The 14,758-nt window shown below is 61.4% G+C and carries 12 protein-coding genes; 4 read left to right on the top strand and 8 right to left on the bottom strand.

What is annotated here, in order from left to right; genetic code table 11:
* Positions 1–439: 439 nt before the first annotated feature.
* Positions 440–3,154: an ATP-binding protein gene (locus ACHMWQ_RS07430; protein ID WP_396306942.1), complete on the top strand. Its 2,715-nt coding sequence runs from the start codon at positions 440–442 to the stop codon at positions 3,152–3,154.
* Entirely contained in the window at positions 3,151–3,594 is a 444-nt protein-coding gene (locus tag ACHMWQ_RS07425) for a hypothetical protein (RefSeq protein WP_396306941.1), read from the top strand. Before ACHMWQ_RS07430 ends, ACHMWQ_RS07425 begins: the two co-directional genes overlap by 4 nt.
* 449 nt (positions 3,595–4,043) lie before the next feature.
* Here the strand turns inward: ACHMWQ_RS07425 and ACHMWQ_RS07420 are convergent, their stop codons facing one another.
* Positions 4,044–4,484, bottom strand: coding sequence for a hypothetical protein (locus ACHMWQ_RS07420; RefSeq protein WP_354551981.1), 441 nt, complete (start codon positions 4,482–4,484; stop codon positions 4,044–4,046).
* 130 nt (positions 4,485–4,614) lie between these two features.
* Between ACHMWQ_RS07420 and ACHMWQ_RS07415 the strand changes: the two genes are divergently transcribed.
* The gene (locus ACHMWQ_RS07415) at positions 4,615–4,890 is read left to right on the top strand and encodes a hypothetical protein (protein ID WP_396306940.1); all 276 of its coding nucleotides are present in this window, start codon (positions 4,615–4,617) and stop codon (positions 4,888–4,890) included.
* Positions 4,891–4,988: 98 nt separating this feature from the next.
* The gene (locus tag ACHMWQ_RS07410) at positions 4,989–6,584 is read left to right on the top strand and encodes an arylsulfatase (RefSeq protein WP_396309412.1); all 1,596 of its coding nucleotides are present in this window, start codon (positions 4,989–4,991) and stop codon (positions 6,582–6,584) included.
* A 72-nt stretch (positions 6,585–6,656) separates the two neighbouring features.
* Here ACHMWQ_RS07410 and ACHMWQ_RS07405 read toward each other — a convergent pair whose 3' ends face one another.
* The 7 genes from ACHMWQ_RS07405 to ACHMWQ_RS07375 all read right to left on the bottom strand — a co-directional run bounded on the left by ACHMWQ_RS07405 (position 6,657) and on the right by ACHMWQ_RS07375 (position 14,578).
* Positions 6,657–7,610 (bottom strand): nucleoside hydrolase, encoded by a 954-nt coding sequence (locus ACHMWQ_RS07405; RefSeq protein WP_354551978.1) that lies wholly within the window; start codon positions 7,608–7,610, stop codon positions 6,657–6,659.
* A 10-nt stretch (positions 7,611–7,620) separates the two neighbouring features.
* Complete coding sequence (locus ACHMWQ_RS07400) at positions 7,621–8,634, bottom strand: nucleoside hydrolase (protein ID WP_396306939.1); 1,014 nt, start codon at positions 8,632–8,634, stop codon at positions 7,621–7,623.
* Between the two features lie 11 nt (positions 8,635–8,645).
* Positions 8,646–9,641 (bottom strand): ABC transporter permease, encoded by a 996-nt coding sequence (locus tag ACHMWQ_RS07395; protein WP_396306938.1) that lies wholly within the window; start codon positions 9,639–9,641, stop codon positions 8,646–8,648.
* On the bottom strand, positions 9,629–10,672 hold the full coding sequence (locus ACHMWQ_RS07390) for an ABC transporter permease (protein ID WP_354551973.1): 1,044 nt from the start codon (positions 10,670–10,672) through the stop codon (positions 9,629–9,631). The genes ACHMWQ_RS07395 and ACHMWQ_RS07390 overlap by 13 nt, the downstream gene beginning before the upstream one ends.
* A complete protein-coding gene (locus ACHMWQ_RS07385; RefSeq protein ID WP_354551971.1) occupies positions 10,672–12,210 on the bottom strand; it encodes an ABC transporter ATP-binding protein in 1,539 nt (512 codons plus the stop codon). The genes ACHMWQ_RS07390 and ACHMWQ_RS07385 overlap by 1 nt, the downstream gene beginning before the upstream one ends.
* 219 nt (positions 12,211–12,429) lie before the next feature.
* Positions 12,430–13,443, bottom strand: coding sequence for a BMP family protein (locus ACHMWQ_RS07380; RefSeq protein ID WP_396306937.1), 1,014 nt, complete (start codon positions 13,441–13,443; stop codon positions 12,430–12,432).
* Between the two features lie 379 nt (positions 13,444–13,822).
* Complete coding sequence (locus ACHMWQ_RS07375) at positions 13,823–14,578, bottom strand: hypothetical protein (protein ID WP_396306936.1); 756 nt, start codon at positions 14,576–14,578, stop codon at positions 13,823–13,825.
* Positions 14,579–14,758 lie beyond the last annotated feature (180 nt).

Raw genomic sequence — 14,758 nt, 5'->3', positions numbered from 1 at the left:
CAGACCTTCGCGACGGGGAACCCAAACACCACCATCGCGGGAAAACCTAGCATCTTGCACGACGCGCTGCTTAAAGTCACTGCGTGAGTGATTCTGGTCGCCATGGAATGGCATCGTCAGCTCACATATTTTTCTTTGCGGGGGCTGATCGATGATCCGAGAAATTTCAGGCGCGTACGTCTATGAACGTGCTCTAGCGGCAACCCGAACCGCACCGTACACGTCGATCAACCTTCCGCACGTTGTTGAGACCCTCAGTGAGGCGTTGCAACTCGTACACTCAAACGGTTTCTTTGAGGAATATACTAGACACGGTGCCGAGCACTCCCTCGCACTTATCAAGTCGCTCGACTGGCTGATACCCGAAGAGCAAAGATCACTTCTCTCAGACGGAGATTACCTTTTCATACTTCTATCGTGCCTACTGCATGATCTGGGCATGCTGACTACCACAGATGAATTTATTAAGCGGAACGTTGACGAAATGAACCGCTTCACGGCCCGCCTCCAGGGTGAACCAGGGGGAAAAGAATTTCTGGCATCCATACCTAACGATTTTCGCTATCGTGACGAATTGATCTATGAAGAGTTCATTCGACACAATCACCCACGAAGAATTGCTGCAGCAATACTAGATTCTCCTGATCACTCTATTGGTGATATTTCGAGGATAGCCAACGTACTTCGTCCACTATTCACAGGCCTAAAAGGCAAGGCCCTTTCTGATTTAGCCCTGATTTGTGAAAGCCACCACAGTTCCGACCTCCATGACTTAGCCAAGTATCCGGTACGATCCGTGCACGGACAGGCAGAGCAAGCCCAAATAAACGTCCACGCGCTCTCAATATTGCTTCGTTCTGCCGACATACTCCAGATTGGCACTGGCCGCACACCGTCGGTGTCATTCTCGCTCGTGAATCCGTCAAATCCCATCTCTTACCTCCACTGGACGAAAGAGATGGGAGTTAATCGAGTTACGGGGGAAATAAACCGGTCCACAGACCCAACCATTCCAAATCAGTATCGTGTGCTGCTGTTCGGTTTCTTTGACGAAGCGGAGCCATTCTTCGCATTGATGAACCACGTTCGGTATGCGACTGCTGAATTGCGCCGGTGTGCGAACTGGTCCGCATTGGCCGCAAGTACCAGCAACAGCTTCCGATTTCGCTGGTCGGAGATCGACACGACCGACGTCGAAGCTCACGGCTTTGAACGCGATCAGTTTTCTTTTCAGATCGACAGAGAGAAGATCCTAAACCTCCTCATCGGTCATACGCTCTATAACGACACACGCGTTGTACTTCGGGAACTGGTACAGAATTCCATTGATGCCGTGCGCCTTCAGGATCATCAACACCACACCGCGAATGGGCACGTACATGCCTCGATCGATTCCGAAAACCGAAAGCTAACGGTGACGGATAACGGCACCGGCATGACGGCGGATACTATCACGCGCCACCTCCTAACGGTCGGCTCATCATTCTACAGTAGCGAGGAATTTGGAAGGTCATACCCAGACTTCGCACCAATTTCGCGCTTCGGCATCGGAATACTCACGTCCTTTATGGTTGCTGATGAAATCGAAATCCTCACGAGCCACCCTAGTGACGATGTTGCAAGGCGTATCAGCATCAACGGCCCGTCAGGGACGTATCTCATAAAGCTGGTAGATAAAAAGACGCTTGCGACAACATTCAACGGAGCAAATCATGGCACGTCCATCACACTGACTATCCGAGCCAATTCCAGGCAGATCCGACTAGTCCCAGAATTAAAATACTGGTTCGGATTCCCGGGATGCCGATTGACCGCCAGCGAGCAATCACAAGGCGAAACTTCAATCGGACACAGCCACCCGTTCGATATGCTCCAAGAAGGACTGAAGCGTTATTTTGATCAAGATAGCGCTTCATCGAAGTATTTCACGTACGAAGTAATAAAAGGCGACGAGCCAGGACTCTTTCAAGCCGCCTATATAGTTAGGACATCAAAATATTCAGGCCGCCAGTTCATCGTTAGAGCTAGCGAGATGAGCCGACGAACGTCAGAACTCTCCGATGTTGCGACGCGTGCAGGGATATTTCTCCAGGGCGTGAGGGTCGAGTCAGGCAGTGCTGGCTTTAGGGGAGACGGTCCGTTGGCAATCGTCAATGGCATTGGACGTGGAGTTCCGCGAACAAACGTGGCCCGCTCGGGTATCGAGCAAGGAGACGCCCAGAGACGCTTCTTTTCGGCGATTTACGGATTGTATATTAAGTTCGCGCGTGAAAGGACGCGGGAAAGCCAAGGCGGCACCATCGCTTCTATCACTCGGGATGGGCGAAATGCGTTCTACGCCTATAGGCAGTTTGACATGAGCCAAGCGGCCGACCCCGAACTACTCCAGGCAGCTCTTGACGGCGAGAAGGCAATCGTTATTGAGGAGGGTGGGAAACGCCGACTTGCTAGTCGGGAAGAGTTCATAACGAACGAACTATTTGTAACTGTTGATTCCCCGTTCTTTCGAAACGCGGAAGCATTAATCGAAAAACTGCCTCACTCAAAGTCTCTAAATGACATAATCAAGGCCCTAGAGCTTGCAGATGCTCCACTTCCTGAGGGAGTATTGCTGTGCGCCCCCTCTTTGCATCTTGATAGTCGGGAAATGGAGACGCTGACTATTGAAAACCTGGGCTTTTCACGCTCACCGCAGCAGCTTGTGGTTACTTGGAGACGGATAGCGGAAGCTTCAGACGAAGAAATGCTTCTGCGGTACTTCACTAATCGTCAGCAAGCAATCGCTAACTATCCAGTGATTCTTGCGCCCAAGTCTGCGATTACTAAATCCGATGCATGGCACCCTGACACTTTGCTCATCACAGATTACTGCGTCATCGTTCACCCCGACTCTGTGATTGCTGACAACCTTAAGACTTATTTTGTTGCCCCTGACAGTGAAACAACCCTCACAAAAGCAGAACGGCAGGCTGTAACGCTCAGCATCGTTGAGATGCTAACTCAAGACCGGTATCATTCTGGCCGATCCGTGGACGATCTAGCGAGAGAGTATGCTCAACGTCATTCCGGCGTCTCGGCTGACGTCATTCGCAGTGCGCTCTTGCCATTCCAAAACCTTACGAGGGTGCTCGTGAGCGAGGACGAGCGGGAATGAACATTGCGCCACTGACCGCCCTTCTGTCTGAGAACATCACTTGGTACGGAGATCGGGGCAAACGTTACAAAGCTCTCTCTGGGTGGTGCCGTGGAGCTATCTGGCTGTTCGCCACCTCTGGGGTTCTGTCCATGAGCGTAGGAGGGGCCACCACAGCCACTGTGCTTTGCGCCATAGCAGCAGGCGCGGCCATCGGCCTCGACCGGACGTTCAGCCTAACGCGAAACTGGCTAGAATTCAGCGTAACAGAAATCGAGTTACGGGCTGCACTTGCAAAGATGAATTTCCTCCTTGATGCAGGTGCCGAGACGGCCGCATTGCTGACCGTATTTGACAATGCAATTAAGGCTATCGAGTCCGAGACCCTTGGCTGGAAGGGCGATGTGAGTGGCGGCCTGGAGGATCTACGGTCGGCAAGTCGGGCACTGCGGAGCGAATGATGACATCGGCAGCCTCTCGAGCCACCGACCTGCTTCGCGGCCCAGTTCCTCGAAGCATCCCACGGCATAGAGCAGGAGGACGACGGACCTAGGCGACAAGCAATCAATGCCTCAGAATTGCGCTTGCCAGCCGACCACAGGGCTTGTACACACGAGGCAGAAGTCGGCCGGAAAAGACGAGCAAAATCAACAACTAGGGCGACGAGGACGGGACTTCAATCCTCTCTTGCAGCACCACCTCATCCCCCCAAAACTAAATAAACAGACTCCCACAATTCAGCCGTTTGCGCCTTGATGGCTTATGCGCTTCGCCGTTCAGCGTGCCGCATTCGCCACGAAATGCGGGTCGCGCGGATAAAAACAGCGAACGCCACGGCCGGGCATATCCTCCCCCCGGCGTACGACGCGCGCACGATCGGTCCTCTCCGACCCGCCAGGGGAACCGGGCATCAGAAGGTGAGCGGGGCGGATCTTTTGGTGGCGCTCAGGGTGCCCTGGAGCACCGCGCAGCGATTGGCCAGCGTCTCGCCCAACTCGAAGGGCTTTGCGTTGAGCATGAACGGAACATGCGCGCCCGGCGGGACCGCGACCGAGCCTTTCCGGACATTGCCGCTGAAGTCTATCTTGTACTCGACGAAGAAGTTTTCAGCCGCGTCGAGCGATACGGTGACGACCGCTCCGACCGTCGGAGAGATGATCACGTCGCCGCCGATCGGGTGCGCGGCGCCCGGCCCGCCGACAACGAGATCCGAGCTCTTGTGGGAAAAATGCGCGCCGAGGAACTGGGTTGTTCCGAAGGCCGGGTCGCTCGGGCGCAGCGAGTAGCTGATCAGTAGCAACTCGCCATGCAGTTGATACGCCAGCAACGGGGTGTCGATGGGAGATGCCATGGTTTCGCTCTATCCGGCAAGAACTGGGCTGATCGTCTGCGGCGATCAAAGCCCATTGCCAACGATCGGACAAGATCTCTATTCGATCCGATCGAAGCTCTGGCTTCTTGTCTAGATCCCACAGCGGGACATGGACTTCGGCAAAGCCGACTTTATCACCGACTCCTTTACGTCATGTCGATCGCCAGCCCGTCCTGCAACCGCTTGCCGGCGGCCCGCAGCGCGGCTGGTTGCCTTCGGCATGACACGGGCAACGCCGGAAAAATTCATCACACGTTACTTTACGTCATCAGAAAATATTGATGCAATAACAGCGCCGGTTTTCTGGCTTCCAGCATTCATTTTTCAGAACAGTTTCCGCCTTCAGGATCCTAATCGCAAAAAATTGCATGGGAGGCTTTCATGAAATTGCTCACCAAATTTGCAACCGCGTCTTTCTTCGTTTCGGCCGCGCTCTGTTCCGGCATCGCCTCAGCGCAGGAAAAGCCGAACATCCTCTTCATTATGGGCGACGATATCGGCTGGATGCAGCCGAGCATCTATCACGGCGGACTGGCCGTGGGCGAAACGCCCAATATCGACCGGATCGGCAAGGAAGGCGCCAAGTTCATGGGCTATTATGCCGAGCAGAGCTGCACGGCCGGCCGCAACGCCTTCTTTACCGGAATGCATCCGCTGCGCACCGGCATGATCCCGCCGCAGCTTCCCGGCAGCCCCAGCTATCTGCGCCCGGGCACGCCGGCTCTGGCCAAGTTCCTGCATGACCTCGGCTACAACACCGGCGAATTCGGCAAGAACCATCTGGGCGATCACACCGACGCCTTGCCGACGGCGCATGGCTTCCAGGAATTCTGGGGCTATCTCTACCATCTCGACGCCATGCAGGGCGTGAGCTTCCCGGACATCAACAAGAGCCCGACCACGCAGGGGATCGCACCGCCCTGCAGGAACACGCCGGTTCCTGGCCTCTCGGATCCCCCCGGTGCCGTGGATCCGCTGACCACCACCTGCCTGATGCCGCCCCGCCCCATCATCGCCTGCAAGTCCTCCGATGGCACGGCGGCGAACCAGAGCTGCATCGACGAAGGCCCGCTGACGCTTGACCGGTCGCGCGGGGTGGACGAGGAGATCTCGAGCAAGGTCGTCGACTACCTCGACCGCAACGACCCGAAGAAGACCGGCAAGCCGTTCTTCGTCTGGTATAACCCGGCCCGCATGCACATCACGACGATGCTTTCGCCCAAGTATGAGGCGATGCTCGGCGAACAGGGCGGCAAGGACTGGGGCATCAACGAAGTCGGCATGAAGCAGCTCGACGACAATATCGGCGTCGTCCTGCAGAAGCTTGAAGCCATGGGCGCGCTGGACAACACCATCGTCGCCTTCACCACCGACAATGGCGCCGAGGTGATCACCTATCCCGACGGCGGCACGACGCCATTCAAGGGCGGCAAGCTGACGACGTGGGAAGGCGGCATGCGCGTGCCGATGCTGGTTCGCTGGCCGGGCCATATCCAGCCGGGAACGGTGCTGAACCAGATGTTCGCCTCGCTCGACTGGCTGCCGACGCTGGTCGATATTGCCGGCGGCCCGAAGGGCAACGAACTGAAGGCGCAGATCGAGGCCGGGACCTATCCGGGCATCGTCAAGACGACGCTCGATGGCGTCAACCAGCGCGACTATCTTGAAGGCAAGGGTCCGTCGGCGCGCGATACGTTCTTCTACTATGCCGGCGCCAAGCCCTCGGCGGTTCGCTACAAGAACTGGAAGTTCTACTACACCATGGCCGGGACCTGCCCGACCTGCGGCCTGACCGGCGACGTGACCTATGGCTGGACCCAGATCGTCAATGTCGGGCGCGACCCGTTCGAGATCTCGGCGATGGACGATTCGAAGACCATCCTCGGCATGGGCGGCGCGCTGGCGGCGCCGAGCACGGCCTATATCTATGACTGGAACATCCTGCCCATCGGCCAGCAGCTCTGGCTGAAGGAACTGCAGTCCTACCAGACCTTCCCGCCGATGCAGGATCCGGCGAGCTACAATCTCGACCAGGTGCTGGCGCAGCTGAAGAAGGCTCCCGCCACACCAAGCCAGTAGAAGTCTGGCCCAAAAAGAACATCCCGGGACCAGCCCGGGATGTTTTCGTTCATGCGTGGCGCGAGGCGGGGATCAGTCGCGCAGCAGGCTGTAGAGCAGCTCGAAGAAGCGGTCGGAGTCGACCTCCTCGCAGACCTGGGCGTTCGGCGGCAGGCCGCGCTCGTTCCAATAGTCCGCGACCGTGGCACCGAAGGTATAGGTGCCGGTCAGGTCGACGCCGATATGGGCCGGGCGCGTCTTCACCAGGGTCGGGTCGATGATCAGCGCCAGCGCGAGCGGGTCGTGCAGCGCGCCGCCGACGCCCATCGAATTGCGATGCAGCTTCTCGTAGAACTTCAGCCAGTCGAGCACGACGCGGCCAAGCTCCGTGTCGATCTTCTCGAACTCGCGATATTGCGGCTCCTCGACCAGCACCTTCATGGTGACGTCGAGGCCGACCATGGTGATCGGCACGCCGCTATCGAGCACGATCTTCAGCGCTTCCGGATCGCAGAAGGCGTTGAATTCGGTCGGCGTGATGTATTCGCTCTTGCGCCAGAAGACACCGCCCATCCAGGTGATGTCCTTGATCTTCGAAAGAAGCTCCGGATATTTCAGGACGAACAGGCCGAGATTGCAGAGCGGGCCGGTCGCGACGATACGCAGAGGCTCGTCCTGCTCGCGCAGCGTCTTGGCGATGAAGTCGACCGCATGCATCGGCTCGACCTTCTTGGTCGCCTGCGGCAGGTAGGGCGAGCCTTCCAGGCCGCTCGGGCCGTCGGCAGTGCCGAGCACCAGCGGACGGGCCAGCGGACGCACGCAGCCGGCCGCGACCGGCACGTCCTGCGCGCCAATGAATTCCAGGATGCGCAGCGTGTTGGAGACGGTCTTTTCCGGCTCCGCATTGCCGCAGGTGACGGTGACGCCGAGAAGGTCGATCGCCTTCGAGCGATGCGCCATCACCAGCGCGATGGCGTCGTCATGGCCGGGATCGCAATCGAGCAGGATCGGCGTCGGGCGGATGCTGTTGAGGTCGGTCGTGGTCATGTGGATGCCCTTACGCCTTGGCCGTCTGGTAGCGGACGATCGTTTCCTTGAAGAGCTTCATGAAACGGCGGCCGTCGATGTCGGTGCAGATGCGGGTCGTCTTCGGTCCGCCGCCGGGAAGCAGCTGGCGACCGCGATAGGCGACCGTCTGGCCGCGCGCCACGCGACCGTCGAGCACGATGTCGCAGAACAGCGGCTCGGTCATGGTGCAGAGCGTCGGATCGAAGGCGAGGGCGACCGTGATGATGTCGTCCATCGGGAAGCCGACGAGATCGAAGAACTCGCGCCAGATGTCGATATAGATCGGGAAACTGTCCTGCAGCATCTGCAGCACGGGATGGTCGCCGGCGTCCTTGAGGTCGGCCAGGTCATCGCGGGTTAGCATCGAGGCGGCGGCGCGGTTGTCCTCGCAGACGTCGAGCGGCACCAGGATCGTGTCGACGCCCTGGTTGAGCACGACGCGGGCCGCTTCCGGGTCGGCCCAGATATTGTATTCCGACAGCGGCGTGATGTTGCCGGGGGTGATGAAGTTGCCGCCGAGCAGGACCATACGCTTCAGCGCCTTGGCGAGCGCCGGCTCCTGCAGGAAGGCCATGGCGGCGTTGGTCATCGGACCGGTGACGACCAGCGTGATCTCGCCCGGATTGGCCAACGCCTTGTCGATGATGAAATCGACGGCGTGCTTGTCGATCACCTTCAGCGTCGGGGTCGGCGCCGGCGGGTTGAACTTCTTCAGCCGGTCGCCGAAGCGCGCGACGAGGCGCTTCTCGAAATGCACCGGCGCCTGCATGTCTTCCTTGGAATTGCCGACGATCGGGCGCCAGGCGCCCTTGGCGACCGGCACGTTGCCCTTGCCGGCGAGCGCCAGCGTGTTGAGCACGACGTTGGTGACCTGGTCGATGGGGCCGGCGGCCCCGGTGCAGGTGGTGACGCCTTCGAGCTTCATCGACGGCGAGATCGCCGCGAAAAGCACCGCAAGAATATCGTCGCCCGCGGAGTCGACGTCGAGAATGATGCGTTCCATTTTATCCCCTGTCACGGCTTGGAAGCGTCCGTGGCGGCAGCTGGTTGGATGGTGTTGGACTTGACGGAAAGGGCGCGGCCCATGCTGGCCAGCGTCTCCTGGATGACGCGCGGACGCGACCGGTAGGAGAGCGCGAAGAGCGCGATCAGCGCGACCAGATAGGGCACGGCGAGCACGAGATAGGACGAGATGCCCAGTGTCTGCAGGCGCAGCGAGAGCGCGTCGGAGAAACCGAACAGCAGGCAGCCGAGCAGGATCTTCAGCGGGTCGCCATTCGAGAAGATCAGGATCGCCACCGCCATGAAACCGCGGCCGGACGACATGTTCTCCGTGAACATCGTCGTGTAGCCGAGCGCCAGATGCGCGCCGGCGAGGCCTGCCAGCAGGCCGCAGAGCAGCGACGAGACATAGCGGATGCGGGTGATCGAGATGCCGAGGGCTTCGGCGGCTTCCGGCTTCTCGCCGACGACGCGGATATAGAGGCCGAGCCGGGTGCGGTTGTAAAACAGGATCAGCACCGGCACGAGCAGGAAGGCGGCATAAACCAGCGGCGTGTAGCCGGAGATGATCTGGCCGAACCAGCCGAAATCCTTGACATTGGGCAGCCGCAGCGCCGGCAGGCCGACCAGGCCGTGGCCGAAGATCGAGCCGCGCGTGCCGAAGATCGCCTTCATCAGCGAGACGGTGAGCCCGCCCGCCAGGATGTTGAGCGCCAGGCCGACGACGACCTCGTTTGCCTTGAAGCTGACGACCAGCAGCGCAAAGATCAGCGCCAGCGTCAGCGCGGCAGCGACGCCGCAGAGCACGCCCAGCCAGGGCGAGCCGGTGGCGATGGTGCCGATCACGGCGAAGAAGGCGCCGACCAGCATCTGGCCCTCGAGGCCGATGTTGAAGATGCCGGCCTTGGTGGTGAAGGAGCCGCCCAGCGCGACCAGCAGAATCGGCGCCGTCGTGCGGATCGTCGCGACGACCAGCGAGATGTTGAGGAGGCGTTCTAGAATTTCCATCGACGCTCTCCCGCGGTCGAATCCGATGCCTTGCGGCGGATGGTGATCTGGGCCGAGACGGCGAGAATGATCAGCGCCTGGATGACGGTGATGATCTCGCGCGAGGCGGTGGTATCGACTTCCAGCAGCAGCGAGCCGCTGCGCAGCGCGCCGAAGAACAGCGCCGTGAAGATGGTGCCGATCGGGTTGCCGTTGGCGAGCAGCGCCGCGATGACGCCATCGAAGCCGAAGCCGGGCGCAAAGCCCTCCATGAAGCGGTGGTGCACGCCGAGCGCCTCGACGCCGCCGGCCAGGCCGCCGACCGCGCCCGAGGCGATCAGCACCAGGAAGGTCTGCTTCTTGATGTCGATGCCGCCATATTCGGCGAATTTCGGGTTGGCGCCCATCTCGCTGACGGCATAGCCGCGCGCGGTACGGGTGAAGAACAGATAGACGCCGACCGCCAGCACGAGGCCGATGATGAGGCCCCAGTTCAGTCGCGAGAACGAGAACAGCTCGGGCAGGTAGGCGCTTTCGAAGATCGGCGGCGTCTCGGACTGGCCGCCGGAGCGCTTGAACCAGTTGATGGTCAGGTAGGAGGTGAACAGGATCGCGACATAATTGGCGAGGATGGTCGAGACCACCTCGTTGGTCTTGTAGCGAGCCCGGAAGAAGGCGGGGATCGCGATCCAGGCCATGCCGGCGATCACCGCCGCGGCCATGGCGAGCAGCAGGTGCAGCGCCGGCGGCAGGTTGAACGAGAAGCCGACCCAGGTGGCCCAGAAGCCGCCCATGAAGAGCTGGCCCTCGATGCCGATGTTGAACAGGCCGCCGCGGAACGAGATGCAGGCGGCGATGCCGCAGATCAGGATCGGCGTCGTCTGCAGCAGCGTGCCGGCAATCCGCTCCGGGCTGCCGAAGGCGCCGTTCAGCAGGGTGACGAAGACGCGGACCGGGCTCTCATCGACGGTGAGGATGACGAGGGCGCCGAGGCCGAGGGCGAACAGGATGGCCAGCCCCTGGCCGAAGAGACTATCGAAGCGGTCCGACATCAAGCGGCCCCCACGGTGTTGGAATGCGTCTCGGGAACGACGCCGGCCATCAGCATGCCGATTTCTTCCTCATCGACCCGGTCGCCCGGGATCTCGCCCATGATGGTGCCGCCGAACATGACCAGGATGCGGTCGGCGAGGCGGATCAGTTCGTCGAGCTGGACGGAAATCAGCAGGATCGCCTTGCCGGCGTCGCGCTGGCGCATGATCTCGCCGTGAATGGCCTCCTGCGCGCCGATATCGACGCCGCGCGTCGGCTGGTCGATCAGCAGGCAATCGGCGCTGCCGGTGAATTCGCGCGCCAGCACGATCTTCTGGATATTGCCGCCCGAAAGGCTCTTGGCGGTCGATTCCGGGCCGCGCGCGCGGATGTCGAAGCGCTTGATCAGCGCCTGGGTCTGCTCGAGCAGGTAGGAGCGGTTGATGATGCCATGCTTGGACCACGGGCTCTGGTCCTGGCGCCCCATCAGCAGGTTCATCGAGATCGAGGCGTTGCGGTCGACGCCGCGCACCAGCCGGTCGCCGGGCACATGGCCGACGCCGGCGGCGCGGATCTCGCGCGCCGAGGCTCCGGTGATGGTACGGCCGTTGAGCTGGATCGAGCCATGGCTGGAGGGGCGCAGGCCGGACAGCACCTCAGCAAGCTCGGTCTGGCCGTTGCCCGCCACGCCGGCAATGCCGACGATCTCGCCCGCGCGGACGCCGAAGGAGACACCGCGCAGCGCCGGCAAGCGGCGATCGTCGCGCGCCCAGAGATCCTCGACCTCGAGCACGGTCTTGCCGACGCTGGCCACCCGCGGCAGGCGATCGAACGACACGAGGCGGCCGACCATCAGCTGGACGAGATCGGACTTGGTCAGTTCCGCCGTCGGGCGCGTGGCGACATTCTTGCCGAGCCGCAGCACCGAGACGTTGTCGGAAACTTCCATCACCTCTTCCAGGTGATGCGAGATGAAGATGACCGTCATGCCCTGGGCGACGAAGCCGCGCAGCGTCTGGAACAGCTCGCGGCTTTCCTGCGGCGTCAGCACGGCGGTCGGCTCGTCGAGGATGATGATGCGCGCGCCGCGCGCCAGCACCTTCAGGATCTCGATGCGCTGCTCGATGCCGACCGACAGCAGGCCAACGCGTTCGGTCGGATCGACCTGAAGGCCGAACTGCTTGGAAAGCTCGGCCGTGCGCTTGATCTGGGCGGCATGGTCGATCAGACCGCCCTTGCGGATCTCCATGCCGAGGAAGACGTTTTCGGCCACCGTCAGCGACGGCACCAGCTTGAAGTGCTGGTGAACCATGCCGATGCCGGCGGCGATCGCCGCGGCCGGATTGGGAAGCGACTTCTTCTCGCCATCGATCCAGATCTCGCCCTCGTCCGGCTGCAGCAGCCCGAACAGGACGTTCATCAGCGTGGTCTTGCCGGCTCCGTTCTCGCCGATGATTGCGTGGATCTTGCCGCTTTCGACGGCGAGGTTCACGTCCTCATTCGCGACAAAGGCGCCGAACCTCTTGGTGATCGATTTCAGCTCGATGGCTAAGGGCATGGTGGAGTGTCCTCGGGACAAATTCTCGCGTCCGCGCCTTCACCCGAAGGTCGGGCGGCGCGACACGGCGACTGGGCCCCGGCATGGTAATCACGGCGCGGGACCGGCACAGGCCTTATGGCACATGCAAGCTCCCTCACCGCAACCCCTTGCCGAAACCGCAGGCCGGCTTCGGCCCTCCCTTCGCAAAGGGAGGGCGATGGCAGTGGAAGACGCCGTTTACTGCGTCGTCGTGGCGACCTTGATCTTGCCCGAAGCGATGTCGGCCTTCAGGGCTTCCAGCTTCTCCTTGACGTCGGCCGGGATCTTGTCGGCGACGCCGGGGCAGAGCAGCAGCTCGACACCGCCGGACTTGACGTCCGCCGTGTGGACGCTGCCGGGCTCGAGCGTCTTGCCATCGACGAGGTCCTTGACCAGGTCGTAGACGGCCACGTTGGCGTTCTTCAGCATCGAAGCCATGACATGGCCCGGTGCGACGTCGCACTGGTTGACGTCGACGCCGATCGAGTACTTGCCGGCTGCGGCGCTCGCCTGAAGCACGCCCTCGCCCGTCGGGCCGGCGACGTTGTAGACGATGTCCGAACCCTGGCCGTACAGCGCCATCGTCAGCTCGCTGCCCTTGGCCGGATCATCGAAGGTGCCGGCGAAGACGGCGTCGAGGCGCACGTCCGGAGCGGCGGTCTTGGCGCCCTGCTCGTAGCCGACCATGAAGTCGCGGATAACCGGGATATCGCGGCCGCCGACGAAGCCGATGGCCTTGCCGTCGCCGAGACCCTCGATCTCGCTGCCCTTCTCGGCCATCATCGCGGCCAGCGCGCCGGCCAGGAACGAGCCCTGGTTCTGGGCGAAGTTCGCATAGATGATCTGCTTGGAATCCAGCACGCCGTCGATGAAGACGAACTTGGTGTTCGGATAAGCGGCGGCAGCCTTCTGAAGCGCGTCGACGAGCTCCCAGCCCATGACGAAGACGACGTCGTACTCGCCGCCCTTGGCGAGGTTGTTGAACTGCTCTTCATAGTCGAGGGCGCGGTTGCCCGTGTCGACCAGCTTGACCTTCACACCGAGGTCCTTCTCGGCCTTCTTCAGGCCCTCGACGATGGCAACGCCAAAGCCCTGGGAGAAGTAGCCGGAGATCGCCGCGACGGAGACGTCCTTGGCGAGCGCGGCCTGGCTGGCGAGCGCGATGACGGAGGCGCCGCACAGCGCGACGAGACGACGAGACCAACTGGACATGATGAAACCGACCTCTGGAGCTGAAAACAGGTGTTCGTTGTCGACACCCACCCTCGACATCTGACGAGCCCGACAGTTTCCCCTGCACCGGTCACTCGAATATCGTTGATGGCCATATGAGATTGCGGGGAACGCAGGATGCTGTCAATGCGGAAATGCGCGCCAAAATCTGCCCGATATATCGTGAGGGATAGATCGACTGGCTAATTAACAAGATTCAGGTGGCGGCCTCCAACTTGGATGACCACCAACAATTATTCCGGCCGGGTGCGAAGCCAGCCCGCCGCTGCCCGGCCGGGACAGGCCACCATCCCCGGCCTCTGAGCGCAAGAAGAATGCCGGTTACGCTCCAAGGCGGAGCGCGCCGTGCAGCCCGCCGTCACGAGGGGGCGAGTGCGCCGATCGCGGCGCGGATCGGATCGAGCGAAGGACGGATGACGCCTTCCGTGGGCGCGGCCAGCTCCAGGATCATGAAAATGCCGCCGGCGACGGCCACCGAACAGAGGAACAGCGCGGCCAGCGCCGTGGCGTTGCGCGGCGCAAACAGGCCGAAGCTCGCGAAGAGGATCGCCAGCCAGAAGATCAGCAGCACTAGGAACGGCACCGGCACGGCGCTCTTGTCGTTCTCGATCAGCAGCCAGCGCGCTTCGGAAATGCTGCTGATGAGCTCCAGCGCCTGCTCCTGGATATGGCGTTGGCGATCGTCGGCCGGACGCAGGTCCACGACCCGGTCGCTGATCGTCTCCAGCATGGCCAGCGTCTGCATGCCCATCTCGTCGCGAGCGACGCCGGTGCCCAGTTCGCCGATCTTGGCCTGCGCATAGGTGCGGAGCGACTCCCGGATCGGATCGGCCTCCGGCCCATAGCGGACCAGCGAGCGGTTGAGCCGGACCATGTCGACGGCGAGATTGCCGATCGCGTGGGTTCGGGCGGAGAAGGAGGTGCTGGCAGTCGAGATCAGCAGCCCGATGACGAGCGCGGAAAGCGTGCCCACGACGGCCATGGAAACGGAAACGGCGGTTCGGGTCTCGGGGCTGAGGTGATGAGCGGGCAGAAGGCGAGCCCCCGTGAGGCCGAGCAGCGCGCCACCGAAAATGGCGAGGAAGGCGGCGATGCCGGTGGTGATCGACGTCATGCCCGCCCCTCTACCCTAGAGCGCGCGATCCGCGCCGGGTTCGCCCTTGTAGGGCCTGCGGCATCGCGACGGGCCCGGTTTCGACGGCCTGGGGCCCTCGCAGCAACTCCGAACCCTTCCAAGCGAGGCTGGCTTCTCTGCAACGGTCTCATGAAATCCTGCTGTATTTCGTCGAAGCTT

This window comes from Kaistia sp. UC242_56 (assembly GCF_044452255.1).
GTDB lineage: Bacteria > Pseudomonadota > Alphaproteobacteria > Rhizobiales > Kaistiaceae > Kaistia > Kaistia defluvii_A.
Note: the sequence above shows the minus strand (reverse complement) of the source record. Positions and strands in the feature narration are given on the sequence as shown.